This window comes from Sphingomonas endophytica, assembly GCF_014199415.1.
In the GTDB taxonomy this organism is placed as follows: domain Bacteria; phylum Pseudomonadota; class Alphaproteobacteria; order Sphingomonadales; family Sphingomonadaceae; genus Sphingomonas; species Sphingomonas endophytica.
Genome location: NZ_JACIJN010000003.1, coordinates 308481 through 323985, shown reverse-complemented (window position 1 = coordinate 323985; position 15505 = coordinate 308481). Strand labels below are relative to the sequence as shown.

Here is a 15505-nt window from a genome sequence, read left to right as displayed (position 1 = left end):
CGCCAGAGGGAGCGCATCGCGGGACGAACCGAAATTAGGGTGCTGGTAAATGAAGTAAACAGGAAGTAACCAGCATCCTTGAAGCGGTCCCCTAAGTATTCGAACACTTAACGAAAATAAACTAGAAGTGTTAGATTATGTTAGGGTTTTGTCGCTAATCATGTCTCTACAGCGCGGCACCGGCCGTGCCGGTCGAAAAACAGCGTTCGAAAGGAACATGGGTTCCACGAACGCCAACAACGCCAGGGACTGTGATGAACAAAATCGTCATTTCGGGCGCCATGATCCTGGCGGCCTCCACTGCTTACGCTGCCGTCGTTCCGGCAGGTGTTATCAAGGCGATCACGAGTAAGGTGACCGTTATCGCCGCGCCGGTGACCGCAAAGCTCAACGGCGTGCTGCCGCCGACGATTACCGGCGGTGGCCCCGGCAAGGCGATCGAGCCGGTGCCGGGTGCGGTGACCAAGGGGCTGCTGCCGGGTCAGGGCCAGCTCGAGAAGATCGCTTCGAACTTCGATGTGAAGAAATTGCTGGTCCCGTCGTGGGGCAGCGGCGAGATCGCCAGCACCGGTCGCCCCGATGTGGTCGGCGCGTTCCGCTTCATGTGCAGCGCGGGTCAGGTGCTGCGCGACGATCCGATCGTGTTTCCGGGGCAGCCGGGCAAGAGCCACCTGCACCAGTTCTTCGGCAACACTGCCGCGAACGCCTTCTCGACCTATGGCAGCCTGCGCACCAAGGGTGACAGCACCTGCAACAACATCCTGAACCGGTCCGCTTACTGGATCCCGGCGATGCTGGACGGCAAGGGCAAGGTCGTGCGCCCCGATTACGTGTCGATCTACTACAAGCGCCTGCCGGAAAGCAGCCCGGAGTGCCAGCAGATGGGCAAGGCGTGCGTCGCGCTGCCGCGTGGCATGCGCTACATCTTCGGCTATAACATGGCGACCGGTGAAGCCGACCATTTCTACTTCAACTGCGACGGCCCGACCGGCAAGCAGGCGTGGTACCCTGACATCGTCGCCGCGGCAAAGGAATGCCCGGTCGGTAACCGGCTGGGCGCGATCGTCGCCGGGCCGAACTGCTGGGACGGCAAGAACCTGAACAGCGCGGACCACCGCAGCCATGTCGGCTATCCGAAGTGGAACGATCGCGGTCAGCTGCGCTGCCCCGACAATCTGCCCTATGTCATCCCGACCTTCACGCTGGGTGCGTGGTACTCGGTCGACGAGAACCTCGATCGCTCGGGTGAATGGTCGCCGGGCACCTCGACCTGGTCGCTGGCGTCGGACGCCATGCCCGGCATGCCGGTCAAGCGCCCGGGCTCGACCTTCCACGCCGACTGGATGGGCGCGTGGGACGACGAGACCATGAAGACGTGGATGGACAATTGCATCAACAAGCTGCTGAGCTGCAACGGCGGCGACCTGGGCAACGGCACGCAGATGCGCGGTGACCCGAACTTCGACTGGGTCGCGCATCCGCGGCTGGTCGACATCCCCGCCGCCTGATCCCCGGCGCGGACGAACGGGAGGCCCGGTCGCACCGATGGTGCGGCCGGGCCTTCGGCTTTATGGAGCCTGCATGGCCCGCGTTCCCGTCACCCGTTCGATCAGCATCGACACCGATCTGATCGAGGAGAGCTTCACCCGTTCGGGCGGGGCCGGCGGGCAGCATGTCAACACCACCGATTCGGCGGTGCTGCTGCGCTACGACGTGGCGCGTTCCGATCTGCCCGAGCGGGTCAAGCTGCGGCTGGCGGAGCTGGCGGGGTCGCGGATGACGCGCGACGGCGTGCTGACGCTGCGTAGCGAAGGATCGCGCTCGCAGCACATGAACCGCGCCGAGGTGCGCGAGCGGTTGCTGGCGCTGGTGCGCGAGGCGACGGTCGTGCAGGCCAAGCGCCGCGCCACCAAGCCGACGCGTGCGTCACAGGTCCGGCGCGTGGATGCGAAGAAGGGGCGCTCGGCGGTGAAGTCGGGGCGGAAGAAGCCGGGGTTCGACTAGCGTCTTTCAAACGGGTCAGAGGCGGGTAATAGAATGCCTGGCGGGGTATTGAGCGCCGTCGTGCCTCCGGCCATGCACCCTCCATGGCTCCGATCATGGATCCTTCCCCGCCAACAGGCCCACAGGCAAGACGGCGCTGGTGGGCGGGTGTTCCCGCGGTGTGGCTGTCGACCCTGCTATTGCTGGCCGGCGGCTATTTTGGCTCGATGCAACGTTTTGGAGCGTTCCTGTTTTCGATACCCGTGCTCGCGAGCCTGCTGCTCATAGCAGTGGTTGCTGCGATAAGAGCGTCTATGAAGCGCGCTGGGCGTGCCCACCTGCTCGTCGCGTGGTTGCTGATCGGCCTCACCCCCTTAGCTTATCTGGAGTCTTACGACGCCGTTCAGCAGATCCGCTTCTTGGTTTGGGCCGCGACGCACTACCGGCAAGTGTCGGAGGTCGTGAAAGCGAATAACATTGTGATGGGATGGGACAGCTGGGGCATGGCGGGGCAGGACAATTATTCCTACCTTGTAGTCGATGTCGATGATCGTCTAGAGTCGAAAGATCGAGCCATTCGATGGACCAAGCAGGTTGGTCAATCCTGTGGACTGTGGAAAACGCAAAGAGTGTGGCCCGAAATCTACATCGCCACAACTTATACCAATTGTCCTTTCAATGGGATTGAACCGGCGGAATGACTGCTGGACGGCGGCAACCGTTAAATTTTACTAATTGGCAGGCGCCGGCATTGGTGAGAGCCGGCATCTACGAGCCATTTAGCCCGCCGCAAACCCCAACGCCGCGAACCGCGCCGGCCACGGCGCCTCGGCTGCTATGTCAGCCTTGCCCGCACGCGGCAGCGACAGCGCGATCGCGTGGAGCATCATCCCGCCGTCATGCTTGGCACCATAGACGGGATCGCCGGTGACCGGCGCGCCAAGTCCCTCCAGCGCGTGAACGCGGATCTGGTGCGTGCGCCCGGTCGCGGGGCGGAACTCGACCAGCGCGCGGCCATCATGCGTCGCGAGCACGCGCCAGTCGGTGCGCGCCGCCTTGCCGCGCGGGTCGCGGGTCATCCGCCAACCCGCCTCGGCGGTCGAGACCTTGCCGAGCGGCAGGTCGATCGTGCCCGATCCGCCCTCGGGCACGCCGTCGAGGATCGCGACATAGCGTTTGCTGACCTCGCCGCGCTCGAACGCCTGCTGGAAGCGCGCATGCGCCTTCGGATTGCGCGACAGCAGCAGACAGCCGCTGGTGTCGCGATCCAGCCGGTGCACCGCGACCGGCCAGCGCCGGAACCCGAAGGTGAGCGATGCCAGATGGTTTTCGAGGCTGATCCCGCCGGCGCGCGGCGGATCGACCGCCAGCCCGGCCGGCTTGTCGATCACCAAAGCCTCGCCATCGAGGAAAAGAACATGCTCACCCAACATGGCGCGGCTCTTGCCAGTTGGCGCGCGGCATGGCCAGAGGGCGTGGTGCGACTCCCGAAGATCCTCGCCGCGCTGACCGCGCTCGCCGCCACGCCCGTTCAGGCGCAATTGTGCGACGGTCGCCGCGTCCCGACCGCGGCGGACGGACGGACACTGGGGCATCTGCCTTATGGCGACGCCGCGCCCGATGCGCTGGTCGCCGTGCCGGCTACGCTGACGGTCAATCCGTGCGTGCTGCGGCGCGAGGTGCTCCCCGATCTGCAACGGCTGATCGAGGCGGCGGCGCGCGATCCGGCCGCGGGCGGGCAGGTGCTCGCGCTGTCCTGCCACCGCTCGATCACCTATCAGGAAGCGGTGTTCTGCCGCGAGGGGCAGACCGATGCCGCGCAGCGCGCGCTGTCGGTAGCCCCGCCGGGGCATAGCGAGCATGCGACCGGCTTCGCGCTCGACTTCGCCTTCCGCCCGCGTCGCAACGACTGCCCAGATGCCGAGGCATGCGTCGCGGCGACCCCGGCATTTCGCTGGCTGATGAAGAATGCGGCGCGCTACGGGTTCGAGATGTCGTTTCCGGCGGGCAATCGCCAGCGCGTGAAATGGGAGCCGTGGCATTGGCGCTGGGTCGGCGCGCGCGCCACCGCACCCGGGGCGGCGCGGGCGCGGGCGTTGTTCGCGGCGGCGCGTGCGCGCTACCCGGCCGAACCGGCGGTGCCGCGCGACCCGATCGTGATCGCGCAGGTAGCGCCCCCGCCGGTCTATATGGGCGCGATCGCACCGCCGGAATGCCGCAAGGGCAAGTGCAAGGTGGCGCGGGTGAAGAAGCGGTAAGAGTAATGAGGCGTCCCGGACTTGATCCGGGACCCCGCTTTTCTTCCGGATCCGAGAGGAAGAAGCGGGGCCCCGGTCAAGCCCGGGACGACAGCAAGGATTACGCCGTCAGCTTAGCGGCGGTCTCGGCGATGCGCTTGCCCTGATAGCGCGCGCCGTCCAGTTCGACCTGCGAGGGCTGGCGGCTGCCGTCGCCATCGGCCAGCGTGCTCGCGCCATAGGGCGTGCCGCCCTTCACCTCGTCGACGCCCATCTGCCCCTGGAAGCCATAGTCGAGCCCGACGATCGTCATGCCGTGGTGGAGCAGGTTGGTGAGGATCGAGAACAACGTCGTTTCCTGACCGCCATGCTGGCTGGCGGTCGAGGTGAACGCGCCGCCGACCTTGCCGACCAGCGCACCCTTCATCCACAGCCCGCCGGTCGTGTCCCAGAAGGCCGCCATCTGGCTGGGCATCCGGCCGTAGCGGGTCGGCGCGCCGACGACGATCGCGTCATAGTTGGCGAGCGCGTCCGGCCCTTCGATCTCGGGATGCGCGGTGTCGGTCTTGAAGCCGGCCGCCTTGACGATCTCGGCGGGCGCGGTTTCGGCGACACGGCGAATGTCGACCTCCGCGCCGCCGCTGCGCGCGCCCTCGGCGATCGCGTCGGCCATCTTCTCGATATGGCCGTAGGACGAATAATAAAGCACGAGCACCTTGGTCATGGTCGTCAGCTCCTTTCAGTAACGTCAGTTGGCGTCGACGAGCACCAGTTCGGCCTCGTCGATCGCGGTGATGGTGATGGTGCGACCGCCGGTGATCGCGACACCGTCGCGCGCCGCGAAGCGCGCGCCGTCGATCTCGATCGCGCCGGTCGCGGGGACCAGATAGGCGTGGCGGCCTTCGCCGACCGCGTGGGTCAGCGTCTCGCCAGCCGCCAGCGTCGCCGCCAGCACGCGCGCCTCGGCGCGGATCGGCAGCGCCGCGCCCGGCCCGGTCACATCGGCCTCGAACCCGCTGGCGAGCGTCACGAACTTGCCGGTACGGTCGCCCTTGGGGAACGGCTTGGCGCCCCAGCTCGGCGCGCCGCCGCTGCGGGTCGGTTCGATCCAGATCTGGAACAAGGTCGTCGGCTCGCTCTCGAGATTATATTCGGCGTGGCGGACGCCCGACCCCGCGCTCATCACCTGCACGTCGCCGGCCTCGGTGCGGCCGGTGTTGCCCAGCGAGTCCTGATGCGTGATCGCGCCGCTGCGGACATAGGTGATGATCTCCATGTCGCGGTGCGGATGCGGGGGAAAGCCGCTGTTCGGCGCGATCGTGTCGTCGTTCCAGACGCGGATGGCGCCCCAGCTCATCCGTGCCGGATCATGGTAATTGGCGAAGGAGAAATGGTGACGCGCGTCGAGCCAGCCATGGTTGGCGTGGCCCAGCGTCTCGAAGCCGCGACGCTCGATGCCGGCGGGGCGGGTCAGGATGGCGGTGTCGGTCATGATGAACCTCCGTTTCGTTGCCGCCAAGGTAGGGGGCCATGACCTTCGCCAAAACAGAAACGATTGAAACGGATCGTTTCGCGAGATAGGGAAAACGTCATGAGGCTCCCCGATTTCGAGGCATGGGCGATCTTCGCCGCCGTGGCCGAGCACCGGTCGTTCAGCGGCGCGGCGGATGCGATCGGGGTGAGCAAGGCGACGGTATCCAAGGCAGTGTCGCGGCTGGAAGCGCAGCTGGGGGTGTCGCTGTTCCATCGCACGTCACGGCGATTGGCGCTGACCGAGGCCGGCGCGCCGCTTGCCGAACACGCCGCGCGGATCGTCGCCGAGGCGCAGGCGGCCGAGGAAGCGGCGCGGATCGGCGCCAGCGTGCCGAGCGGGCGGGTGCGGCTGGCCGCGCCGATGACCTTTGGAGTGAAGAATGTCGCGCCGCTGCTCGCCGACTTCCTGCGCGAGCATCCGCAGATCGAGATCGAGCTGCACCTCTCGGACGCGCGCGTCGATATCGTTGCGGAAGGATTCGATGTCGCCCTGCGGATCGCCGATCTGCCCGACAGTTCATTGCGTGCGCGGCGGCTGTGCTCGATCGCGGCGCATCTGGTCGCCGCGCCGTCCTATCTGGCCGCGCATGGCACCCCGACTCACGCGGCGCAGCTCGGCGAGCACCGGCTGCTCGGCTATACCAACATCACCGGTCCGTGGCGTTTCCGCGGGCCGGAGGGCGCTGAGGTGTCGGTACGCGCCGTCGGGCCGCTGGCGGCGAACAGCGGCGAGGCGCTGGTCCCCGCGCTCGAGGCCGGGCTCGGCATTGCGCGGCTGCCCGGTTTTATCGTCGGCGAGGCGCTGGCGGCGGGGCGGGTGGTCGAGATCCTCCATGACTGGGCGCCCGCGCCGATCGGCCTGCATCTGCTCACCCCGCCCAGCGCGCTGCGCCCGGCGCGGGTCGACGCGCTGATCGACTTCCTCTCCACCCGCCTGCGCGATTGAACCGTTCGAGGCGTCGCGCTTTTCCCGCGTGAGGAGAAGCAGATGGCCGACGATTACGACACGATTGCGAAAGACTTCGCCGAGGCGGTCAACATGGCGCCCGCCGAGCTGGAGAAATTCCTGGACAGCGACGACAGCAAGCGTGTCGGCTGGAAGGGCGACGACGGCAAGGGATCGGGCGAGAGCGTCGGTCACGAATCGGGGCGGCGGATCGTGGCGATCAAACGCAAGAAGAAGGCGGAGCTGACCGACGACGATTATGCGCATATGAAGAAGGTGGTCGGCTATGTTCACCGCCACCTCGCGCAGGGCGGGCCCGCGAAGGACAAGGAACAGTCCGACTGGCGCTATTCCTTGATGAACTGGGGGCACGATCCCTTGAAGTGAGCCGCCTCGGCGAGCGGTGTGACCCCCCGGCCATCTGGCAGCCGCTCGCGCACCTCGCGCCACGTCAGCACCAGGCCGGCGGTCATCGCGAACGCGCCGACGAACGCACCGCCCGTCAGGTGGAGCAGGAAGGTGGCGTAGGACAGCAGCGAGCCGATCGTCACCAGCCGCACGATCCAGAACGCGCGCGTCGTCGGCCGCAGGAAGACATAGGCACCGGCCAGCAGGTCGGCCATGAAGAAATAGCGATTGTGCATCTTGGGGAGCAGGTACGGCACCACGATCGCGCCGAGCAGCGCGACCAGCACGACATCCTCGGGCTGGAGCAGATGGCGACGCGTCCGCCACGCCACCGCGATCGTCGCGCCGGCGGCGGCGAGCAGGCCGATCGCGACGCCGACCGGATAGGGGATGGTGACCAAAGCGCGCAGGATCTGCCAGACGTTCGGCACCGAGCGCGCCAGGTCGTGATAATGATGCCCTTGGCGCAGATAAAGGAGCGCGAGGTCGATCGCCGGGCGTCCGGCGAGCCACGCGGGCAGCATCGCGACGACATAGGTCGCGGGGATGATGGCGAGCGTCCACCAGCGCGCGCGCCCGGCCAGCAGCATCGCGAGCACCAATGGTGCGATGAAAATCCCTTGCAGCTTGAACGACAGCGCCGCACCGACCGCCATCATCGCCAGCGCCGGGCGTTGTCGGATGAAGGCTGCGACTGCCAGGATCGCGCAACTGGTATAAAGCGCGTCGCACTGCCCCCAGACCGGACCGTTCGCGACCGCCGTGGGCGCGATCAGGGTCAGCGCCGCGCCCGACAGCGCCTGGCGCCGCGTGAGGCGGGTCGCCAGCAGGGCGTACATGGCGACCGAAAGGACGATCGTACCAACGATCGACACCAGTTTGATTGCTGGCACCACGCCGATCACCGGCGCAGTCCAGCTCCCCAGCGCCAGCAGATAGAGATATGGTGGCGCATATTCGGAGAAATTGTCGCCAAAGGCCGCGAATCGCCCGTGATCGAGCAGATAGTGCGTCCACGGGATCAGGTAGTTGCGGACGTCGCCGTTCATCAGCGGCACGCAGGCGACATACAGCAGCGCCGTGCCGATCAGAAGCGCGACGAAATCGCGATCGCGAAAAGCGCGTGCCCGCGCCATGACATTCGGCATCGCGTATCCTGCTAACGCATGTGAGCTGGTGCGCGTCGTAAACGGTTGCGCGGCGGCGGCAAGCGCCGATGCTGCGCAGTGTGGCGATTGACCGACGGGACGAGCGTGCGTATAGCGCGCCGGTCCGGGAGGAGGCGACTCCGCCGGGCAGCTTGAACATTGCTGGATGCATCAAGGGCCATCCGGTCGCCGCCCAAGCGGCGGCGCCGCGGTCCCTTTTCGTATTCCAAGTCTTGTTTTAGGGCTCCAGCAAAGTAACCTATCGGAAAGGTGAAGGCTTCAATGCCGACGATCAACCAGCTGGTCCGCAAGGGCCGCGACCCGCAGAAGGCCAAGAGCAAGGTCCCTGCGATGGAACAGAACCCGCAAAAGCGTGGCGTCTGTACCCGTGTCTATACGACGACCCCGAAGAAGCCGAACTCGGCGTTGCGCAAGGTGGCCAAGGTTCGCCTGACCAACCAGCGCGAAGTCATCAGCTACATCCCGGGTGAAGGCCACAACCTGCAGGAGCACTCGGTGGTGCTGATCCGCGGCGGCCGTGTGCGCGACCTTCCGGGCGTGCGCTACCACGTGCTGCGCGGCGTGCTCGACACGCAGGGCGTCAAGGACCGCAAGCAGTCGCGGTCGAAGTACGGTGCGAAGCGGCCGAAGTAAGCCGCTCCCGTATTCTCACCAGCTGATTGAAAGGTATTCATCATGGCGCGTCGTCGTCGTCCCGAGAAGCGGGAAATCCTGCCTGATCCCGTGTACGGGGATGAGGTTCTGTCCAAGTTCATGAATTCGGTGATGCTCGACGGCAAGAAGTCGGTCGCCGAAGGCATCGTCTATTCGGCGATGAACACCGTCGAGACCCGCGCCAAGCGCGAGCCGATCGGCGTGTTCCACGATGCGCTGAACAACATCAAGCCGGGCATCGAGGTCCGCAGCCGCCGCGTCGGCGGTGCGACCTATCAGGTCCCGGTCGAGGTTCGCCCCGAGCGCGCACAGGCGCTGGCGATCCGCTGGCTGATCACTGCCGCACGTGCGCGCAGCGAGAACACGATGTCGGCGCGTCTGTCGGGCGAACTGCTCGACGCGTCGAACAACCGCGGCAACGCGGTGAAGAAGCGCGAGGACACGCACCGCATGGCGGAAGCGAACCGCGCCTTCTCGCACTACCGCTGGTAACACCGGCGGTGCGGACGCTCCCTGTCTTGGAAGCGTCTCAAATCTGACCTATATCGTGGGGAGCCGGCGACACGCTGCGCTCCCCACATTTGCTCAAGGAAGCCTGTCATGGCCCGCAGCCATCCGCTCGAACTCTACCGTAATATCGGCATCATGGCGCACATTGACGCCGGCAAGACGACGACGACCGAGCGTATTCTTTACTACACCGGCAAGTCCTACAAGATCGGCGAAGTCCATGAGGGCACCGCCACGATGGACTGGATGGAGCAGGAGCAGGAGCGCGGGATCACGATCACGTCGGCTGCCACCACCTGCAAGTGGAAGGCCGAAGAGGGCAAGGGCCCCGAGCATCTGATCAACATCATCGATACCCCGGGCCACGTTGACTTCACGATCGAAGTCGAGCGTTCGCTGCGCGTGCTCGACGGCGCGGTTGCGTGCTTCGATGGCGTCGCGGGCGTGGAGCCGCAGTCGGAAACCGTGTGGCGTCAGGCCGACAAGTACGGCGTGCCGCGCATGTGCTTCGTCAACAAGCTCGACCGCACCGGTGCCGATTTCTACTTCTGCGTCAATTCGATCATCGAGCGTCTCGGCGCGAAGCCGGCGGTGCTGTACCTCCCGATCGGCATCGAGGGCGGGTTCAAGGGTCTGGTCGACCTGGTCGAGAACCGCGCGATCATCTGGCTCGAGGAGTCGCTGGGCGCGAAGTTCGAGTATCAGCCGATCCCCGACGACATGGTCGAGAAGGCGGCGAAGTATCGCAACGACCTGATCGAGCTGGCCGTCGAGCAGGACGACGACGCGATGGAGGCGTATCTGGAGGGCAACGAGCCCGACGCCAAGACGCTGAAGGCGCTGCTCCGCAAGGGCACGCTGAACATGTCGTTCGTCCCGGTCGTCTGCGGTTCGGCGTTCAAGAACAAGGGCGTCCAGCCGCTGCTCGACGCCGTCGTCGACTATCTGCCGAGCCCGCTCGACGTGCCGGCGATCAAGGGCGTCAAGCTCGACGGCGAGACCCCGGACGAGCGTCCGTCGTCGGACGAGGCGCCGTTCTCGGCGCTGGCATTCAAGATCATGAACGACCCGTTCGTCGGCTCGCTGACCTTCGCGCGCATCTATTCGGGCGTCCTGACCAAGGGCGGCTACCTGAACTCGGTGAAGGACAAGAAGGAAAAGATCGGCCGTATGCTCCTCATGCACGCGAACTCGCGTGAGGACATCGAAGAGGCGCGCGCGGGCGACATCGTCGCGATCGCGGGTCTCAAGGAGACGACGACCGGCGACACGCTCTGCGATCCCGCGCACCCGATCATTCTCGAGCGCATGGAATTCCCGGAGCCGGTGATCGAGCTGTCGGTGGAACCGAAGACCAAGGCCGACCAGGAGAAGATGGGCATCGCGCTCAATCGCCTGGCCGCCGAGGATCCGTCGTTCCGCGTGTCGACCGATCACGAATCGGGCCAGACGATCATCAAGGGGATGGGCGAGCTCCACCTCGAGATCCTCGTCGACCGCATGAAGCGCGAGTTCAAGGTCGAGGCGAACGTCGGTGCGCCGCAGGTGGCGTATCGCGAATACCTCAAGAAGGCCGTCGACATCGACTATACCCACAAGAAGCAGTCGGGCGGCACTGGCCAGTTCGGTCGCGTGAAGGTGAAGCTGACGCCGGGCGAGCGCGGCGCGGGCATCGTCTTCAAGGACGAGATCAAGGGCGGCAACATTCCGCGCGAGTACATTCCCGCGATCGAGAAAGGCTTCCGCGAGACCGCGGCGACCGGTTCGCTGGTCGGCTTCCCGATCATCGACTTCGACATCACGCTGTATGACGGCGCGTACCACGACGTCGACTCGTCGGCGCTGGCGTTCGAAATCACCGCGCGCGGCGCGATGCGCGAAGGCGCGCAGAAGGCCGGCATCACGCTGCTCGAGCCGGTGATGAAGGTCGAGGTCGTCACCCCGGAAGATTATCTGGGCGACGTCATCGGCGACATGAACTCGCGCCGTGGCCAGATCCAGGGCACCGACACGCGCGGCAACGCGCAGGCGGTGACCGCGATGGTGCCGCTGGCGAACATGTTCGGTTACGTGAACTCGCTCCGCTCGTTCACGCAGGGCCGCGCCAGCTACTCGATGCAGTTCTCGCACTATGACGAAGTGCCGCAGAACGTCGCCGACGAAGTGAAGGCGAAGCTCGCCTAAGGCGCATGGGAGCAGGGCAACCTGCTCCCGAGACGCCGCAGGCCGGCCGGCGGGTCGGCCTCGCCGATCCCGTCCGACGACGCAGGATTAAGTCCTGCGTCGGCTCGCAAGAGCGGGGCAGGGTTTGCACAACGGTTAAACAGCCGCTATGGGGCCGCGTTCTGGCGCGGCTCCGTTCGCGAAGACGAATCCAAGAAGGTAGGGAAACAATGGCTAAGGCTAAGTTTGAGCGGAACAAGCCGCACCTGAACATCGGCACCATCGGTCACGTCGACCATGGCAAGACCTCGCTGACCGCAGCGATCACGAAGGTGCTGGCGGAGAACGTCGCGGGCAACGCCGCGGTCGACTTCGCGAACATCGACAAGGCGCCGGAAGAGCGCGAGCGCGGCATCACCATCTCGACCGCGCACGTCGAGTATGAGACCGCCAACCGCCACTATGCGCACGTCGACTGCCCGGGCCACGCCGACTATGTGAAGAACATGATCACCGGCGCGGCGCAGATGGACGGCGCGATCCTGGTCGTCTCGGCCACCGACGGCCCGATGCCGCAGACCCGCGAGCACATCCTGCTCGCCCGTCAGGTCGGCGTGCCGGCGATGGTCGTGTTCATGAACAAGGTCGATCTGGTCGACGACGAGGAAATCCTCGAGCTGGTCGAGCTGGAAGTTCGCGAGCTGCTCAGCTCGTACGAATTCCCGGGCGACGACATTCCGATCATCAAGGGTTCGGCGACCTGCGCGCTGTCGGGTTCGAACCAGAAGCTCGGGCCGGATGCGGTCATGGAGCTGATGAAGGCGGTCGACGAGTACATCCCGCAGCCGGAGCGTCCGCTGGACAAGCCGTTCATGATGCCGATCGAGGACGTGTTCTCGATCTCGGGTCGTGGTACGGTCGTGACCGGCCGCGTCGAGACCGGGATCATCAAGGTCGGTGAGGAAGTCGAGATCGTCGGCATCCACCCGACCGTCCGCAAGACCACCGTCACCGGCGTGGAAATGTTCCGCAAGCTGCTCGATCAGGGCCAGGCCGGCGACAACGTCGGCGCGCTGATCCGTGGCGTCGCCCGTGACGAGGTCGAGCGTGGCCAGGTGCTCTGCAAGCCGGGCTCGATCAAGCCGCATACCGACTTCTCGTCGGAAGTGTACGTGCTGTCGAAGGACGAGGGTGGCCGTCATACGCCGTTCTTCGCCAACTATCGTCCGCAGTTCTACTTCCGTACGACCGACGTGACCGGCACCGTCGAGCTGCCCGAGGGCACCGAGATGGTCATGCCGGGCGACAACGTCGCGCTGGGCATCAAGCTGATCGCCCCGATCGCGATGGACGTCGGCCAGCGTTTCACCATCCGTGAGGGTGGCCGGACCGTCGGCGCGGGTGTCGTGAGCGGCATCACCAAGTAAGAAACGACCGGCCGCGTCAGCGGCCTGTCGCAAAAGCTGCCGCCCGGCGCGCCGAAAGGTGCGTCGGGCAGTTGCCTTTTAATGAGGGCGGCACTAATGCCGCCGCTTCGGTTTTCGTTCGAGAACAGCAAGAGGTGCTCCCGATTCGTCGCGCCGGGTCATCCGGCAGGCGGGCAGGGCAGGTACCCCGCTCTTTCGCATTGGTAGGGACTATGGACAGCAACATCCGCATCCGCCTGAAGGCGTTCGATCATCGTGTGCTCGATCAGGCGACCGGCGACATCGCCGAAACCGCGCGCCGCACCGGCGCGCTCATCCGTGGTCCCATTCCGCTCCCGACCCGCATCGAGAAGTTCACGGTCAACCGTGGGCCGCACATCGACAAGAAGTCGCGTGAGCAGTTCGAGGTCCGCACCTACAAGCGGATGCTCGACATCGTACAGCCGACCCCGCAGACCGTCGACGCGCTGATGAAGCTCGATCTGGCGGCCGGTGTTGACGTCGAGATCAAGCTGGCGTAATCGGCCGGCTCCCGCGGTTGACGTGAGTCCCGCGGGTTTGTCGTTTCGTGGCGTATCGCACGAAACGGACGAGCGCACCGCCTGAGCGGACGCTTCGACGACCATGAGATACCGCCGGTCGCCTTCGGGTGGCCGGGTCCAGCGTCTCCCGTCTGCTCTTCCTTCGTGGAGAGCGCCCAGCCCGGGACGGGGGCACGCTTCGCTATTCCGGGCCGGACTGATCCGCGGCGCAAGCCACGGGTCGCAAGCACCCTGGGGATGGGCTTCAGGGTGCCTCTGTCAAGGAGCAAGGGATCATGCGTACTGGCGTGATCGCGAAGAAAATGGGGATGACCCGCCTGTTCCAGGACGACGGCCGCCACGTGCCGGTCACCGTCCTGCAGATCGAGGCGCTTCAGGTCATCGCCCGTCGCGAAAATGACCGGGACGGCTACACCGCCGTCCAGCTTGGTGCAGGTGTCGCCAAGGCCAAGAACGTCGCCAAGCCGCAGCGCGGCCATTTCGGCAAGGCCGAAGTGGAGCCGAAGGCGATCGTCCACGAATTCCGCGTGACCGAGGACAACCTTCTCGACGTCGGCGCCGAACTGTCGGCCGACCATTATGTCGCCGGCCAGCTGGTCGACATCCAGGGTCGCACGCAGGGCAAGGGCTTCGCCGGCGCCATGAAGCGCTGGAACTTCGGCGGTCTGCGCGCCACGCACGGCGTGTCGGTCAGCCACCGTTCGCATGGTTCGACGGGTAACCGTCAGGATCCGGGCCGCGTCTTCAAGAACAAGAAGATGGCCGGCCACATGGGCGACAAGAACCGCACGCAGCAGAACCTCGAGATCGTCGGCACCGACGTCGAGCGTGGGCTGATCTTCGTGAAGGGTTCGGTCCCCGGCTCCAAGGGCGGCTGGCTGTTCGTCAAGGACGCCATCAAGCAGGACCGTCATGAGAGCGCGCCGTTCCCGGCGTCGATCAAGGCGGCCAACAACAATGTTTCCGCAGACCCTGCTCCGGCAGCTGCCGAGAGCCAGGAGGGCTAAGAAGTGAAGGTCAAGATTTCTTCCTTCGCCGGCACCGATACGGGCGAAGTCGAGCTCAACGACGAGGTCTTCGGCCTCGATCCGCGCGCCGACATCCTGCACCGCGTCGTGACCTGGCAGCTCGAGAAGCGTCGCGCCACCGCGCGCGGCACCCGCGAGCGTTCGGATGTCGCACGGTCGGGCAAGAAGCTCGGTCGTCAGAAGGGCGGCGGCGTCGCCCGTCACGGCGATCGTCGCGCCCCGGTGTTCATCGGCGGTGGTAAGGCGCACGGCGCCCGCGTCCGCGATTTCAATCCGGGCCTGAACAAGAAGATCCGCGCGCTGGGCCTCAAGATGGCGCTCAGCAGCCACGCCAAGGCGGGTTCGCTGATCGTCCTGGAAGGCTTCGAGGTCGCCAAGACCAAGGAGCTGAAGGGCCATTTCGCCGGGCTCAACACGGGCAAGCGCACGCTGGTGATCGACGGTGAGGCAGCCGAGGGCTTCCGCGCCGGCCGCAACCTTCCGGGCGTGAACATGCTCCCGGCCGTGGGCGCCAACGTCTACGACATCATCAAGGCTGACACGCTGGTGCTGACGCGCGCGGCGGTCGAGAAGCTGGAGGCGCGCTTCAATGGCTAAGCCGGCAAAGGCGATCGACAACCGTCATTATGACGTGATTGTCGCGCCGCACATCACCGAGAAGGCGACCCTGCTCTCCGAGCAGAACGCGGTGGTCTTCAAGGTCGCCAACAAGGCGACCAAGCCCGAGATCAAGGCGGCCGTGGAAGCGCTGTTCGACGTCAGCGTCGTCAGCGTCAACACGATTGTCCAGAAGGGCAAGACCAAGCGTTGGAAGGGTGCGCCCTACCAGCGGTCCGACATGAAGAAGGCGATCGTCACGCTCCGCGAGGGGCAGTCGATCGACGTCACCGAGGGGGCCAAGTAAG

The 15505-nt window shown here is 65.8% G+C and carries 18 protein-coding genes; 14 read left to right on the top strand and 4 right to left on the bottom strand.

The window, feature by feature from the left end; translation table 11 throughout:
• The first annotated feature begins 353 nt into the window (after positions 1-353).
• From FHS97_RS06870 to FHS97_RS06860, 3 genes are all read left to right on the top strand, one after another.
• Positions 354-1508: a DUF1996 domain-containing protein gene (locus FHS97_RS06870; protein WP_184034946.1), complete on the top strand. Its 1155-nt coding sequence runs from the start codon at positions 354-356 to the stop codon at positions 1506-1508.
• Positions 1509-1581: 73 nt separating this feature from the next.
• Entirely contained in the window at positions 1582-2004 is a 423-nt protein-coding gene (arfB, locus tag FHS97_RS06865; RefSeq protein ID WP_184034943.1) for an alternative ribosome rescue aminoacyl-tRNA hydrolase ArfB, read from the top strand.
• 83 nt (positions 2005-2087) lie between these two features.
• A complete protein-coding gene (locus FHS97_RS06860; RefSeq protein WP_184034940.1) occupies positions 2088-2684 on the top strand; it encodes a hypothetical protein in 597 nt (198 codons plus the stop codon).
• Positions 2685-2762: 78 nt separating this feature from the next.
• Here FHS97_RS06860 and FHS97_RS06855 read toward each other — a convergent pair whose 3' ends face one another.
• Entirely contained in the window at positions 2763-3416 is a 654-nt protein-coding gene (locus FHS97_RS06855) for an RluA family pseudouridine synthase (protein WP_184034937.1), read from the bottom strand.
• Between FHS97_RS06855 and FHS97_RS06850 the strand changes: the two genes are divergently transcribed.
• A complete protein-coding gene (locus tag FHS97_RS06850; protein ID WP_184034934.1) occupies positions 3402-4241 on the top strand; it encodes a M15 family metallopeptidase in 840 nt (279 codons plus the stop codon). The two genes, FHS97_RS06855 and FHS97_RS06850, sit on opposite strands and share 15 nt — an antisense overlap.
• A gap of 100 nt (positions 4242-4341) precedes the next feature.
• On the opposite strand, the gene wrbA is transcribed toward FHS97_RS06850, so the two are convergent.
• Together wrbA and FHS97_RS06840 are read right to left on the bottom strand one after the other, a co-directional pair.
• Positions 4342-4944 carry an NAD(P)H:quinone oxidoreductase gene (wrbA, locus tag FHS97_RS06845; protein WP_184034931.1) on the bottom strand — a complete coding sequence of 201 codons (603 nt, stop codon included), beginning with the start codon at positions 4942-4944 and terminating at the stop codon, positions 4342-4344.
• Between the two features lie 24 nt (positions 4945-4968).
• Positions 4969-5712, bottom strand: coding sequence for a pirin family protein (locus FHS97_RS06840; RefSeq protein ID WP_184034929.1), 744 nt, complete (start codon positions 5710-5712; stop codon positions 4969-4971).
• Positions 5713-5811: 99 nt separating this feature from the next.
• On the opposite strand from FHS97_RS06840, the gene FHS97_RS06835 reads away from it, so the two are divergent.
• Both FHS97_RS06835 and FHS97_RS06830 read left to right on the top strand, forming a co-directional pair.
• Positions 5812-6699 carry a LysR family transcriptional regulator gene (locus tag FHS97_RS06835; protein ID WP_184034926.1) on the top strand — a complete coding sequence of 296 codons (888 nt, stop codon included), beginning with the start codon at positions 5812-5814 and terminating at the stop codon, positions 6697-6699.
• Positions 6700-6741: 42 nt separating this feature from the next.
• Positions 6742-7086, top strand: coding sequence for a DUF3140 domain-containing protein (locus tag FHS97_RS06830; RefSeq protein WP_184034923.1), 345 nt, complete (start codon positions 6742-6744; stop codon positions 7084-7086).
• On the opposite strand, the gene FHS97_RS06825 is transcribed toward FHS97_RS06830, so the two are convergent.
• Entirely contained in the window at positions 7047-8255 is a 1209-nt protein-coding gene (locus tag FHS97_RS06825; RefSeq protein WP_184034921.1) for a hypothetical protein, read from the bottom strand. The genes FHS97_RS06830 and FHS97_RS06825 overlap by 40 nt on opposite strands.
• A gap of 282 nt (positions 8256-8537) precedes the next feature.
• On the opposite strand from FHS97_RS06825, the gene rpsL reads away from it, so the two are divergent.
• The 8 genes from rpsL (at position 8538) to FHS97_RS06785 (ending at position 15504) form a co-directional block, all read left to right on the top strand.
• On the top strand, positions 8538-8909 hold the full coding sequence (gene rpsL, locus FHS97_RS06820) for a 30S ribosomal protein S12 (protein WP_022691828.1): 372 nt from the start codon (positions 8538-8540) through the stop codon (positions 8907-8909).
• 42 nt (positions 8910-8951) lie between these two features.
• A complete protein-coding gene (gene rpsG, locus FHS97_RS06815; RefSeq protein WP_028966624.1) occupies positions 8952-9422 on the top strand; it encodes a 30S ribosomal protein S7 in 471 nt (156 codons plus the stop codon).
• A 108-nt stretch (positions 9423-9530) separates the two neighbouring features.
• Positions 9531-11624 carry an elongation factor G gene (fusA, locus tag FHS97_RS06810; RefSeq protein WP_184034919.1) on the top strand — a complete coding sequence of 698 codons (2094 nt, stop codon included), beginning with the start codon at positions 9531-9533 and terminating at the stop codon, positions 11622-11624.
• 209 nt (positions 11625-11833) lie between these two features.
• Positions 11834-13030 (top strand): elongation factor Tu, encoded by a 1197-nt coding sequence (gene tuf / locus FHS97_RS06805; RefSeq protein ID WP_184034917.1) that lies wholly within the window; start codon positions 11834-11836, stop codon positions 13028-13030.
• Between the two features lie 212 nt (positions 13031-13242).
• Entirely contained in the window at positions 13243-13551 is a 309-nt protein-coding gene (gene rpsJ / locus FHS97_RS06800; protein WP_022687067.1) for a 30S ribosomal protein S10, read from the top strand.
• A gap of 296 nt (positions 13552-13847) precedes the next feature.
• On the top strand, positions 13848-14579 hold the full coding sequence (rplC, locus tag FHS97_RS06795) for a 50S ribosomal protein L3 (protein WP_184034915.1): 732 nt from the start codon (positions 13848-13850) through the stop codon (positions 14577-14579).
• Positions 14580-14582: 3 nt separating this feature from the next.
• Entirely contained in the window at positions 14583-15197 is a 615-nt protein-coding gene (gene rplD / locus FHS97_RS06790) for a 50S ribosomal protein L4 (protein ID WP_028966620.1), read from the top strand.
• A complete protein-coding gene (locus FHS97_RS06785; protein WP_022687064.1) occupies positions 15190-15504 on the top strand; it encodes a 50S ribosomal protein L23 in 315 nt (104 codons plus the stop codon). Before rplD ends, FHS97_RS06785 begins: the two co-directional genes overlap by 8 nt.
• Position 15505 lies beyond the last annotated feature (1 nt).

Coding starts and splice junctions, on each gene's coding strand:
- wrbA (WP_184034931.1), bottom strand. CDS start 4,944: ATGACCAAGGTGCTCGTGCTTTATTATTCGTCCTACGGCCATATCGAG.
- rpsG (WP_028966624.1), top strand. CDS start 8,952: ATGGCGCGTCGTCGTCGTCCCGAGAAGCGGGAAATCCTGCCTGATCCC.
- rpsJ (WP_022687067.1), top strand. CDS start 13,243: ATGGACAGCAACATCCGCATCCGCCTGAAGGCGTTCGATCATCGTGTG.
- FHS97_RS06860 (WP_184034940.1), top strand. CDS start 2,088: ATGGCTCCGATCATGGATCCTTCCCCGCCAACAGGCCCACAGGCAAGA.
- fusA (WP_184034919.1), top strand. CDS start 9,531: ATGGCCCGCAGCCATCCGCTCGAACTCTACCGTAATATCGGCATCATG.
- FHS97_RS06835 (WP_184034926.1), top strand. CDS start 5,812: ATGAGGCTCCCCGATTTCGAGGCATGGGCGATCTTCGCCGCCGTGGCC.
- FHS97_RS06850 (WP_184034934.1), top strand. CDS start 3,402: ATGCTCACCCAACATGGCGCGGCTCTTGCCAGTTGGCGCGCGGCATGG.
- rplC (WP_184034915.1), top strand. CDS start 13,848: ATGCGTACTGGCGTGATCGCGAAGAAAATGGGGATGACCCGCCTGTTC.
- FHS97_RS06840 (WP_184034929.1), bottom strand. CDS start 5,712: ATGACCGACACCGCCATCCTGACCCGCCCCGCCGGCATCGAGCGTCGC.
- FHS97_RS06830 (WP_184034923.1), top strand. CDS start 6,742: ATGGCCGACGATTACGACACGATTGCGAAAGACTTCGCCGAGGCGGTC.
- rpsL (WP_022691828.1), top strand. CDS start 8,538: ATGCCGACGATCAACCAGCTGGTCCGCAAGGGCCGCGACCCGCAGAAG.
- FHS97_RS06825 (WP_184034921.1), bottom strand. CDS start 8,255: ATGCCGAATGTCATGGCGCGGGCACGCGCTTTTCGCGATCGCGATTTC.
- tuf (WP_184034917.1), top strand. CDS start 11,834: ATGGCTAAGGCTAAGTTTGAGCGGAACAAGCCGCACCTGAACATCGGC.
- FHS97_RS06855 (WP_184034937.1), bottom strand. CDS start 3,416: ATGTTGGGTGAGCATGTTCTTTTCCTCGATGGCGAGGCTTTGGTGATC.
- FHS97_RS06785 (WP_022687064.1), top strand. CDS start 15,190: ATGGCTAAGCCGGCAAAGGCGATCGACAACCGTCATTATGACGTGATT.
- arfB (WP_184034943.1), top strand. CDS start 1,582: ATGGCCCGCGTTCCCGTCACCCGTTCGATCAGCATCGACACCGATCTG.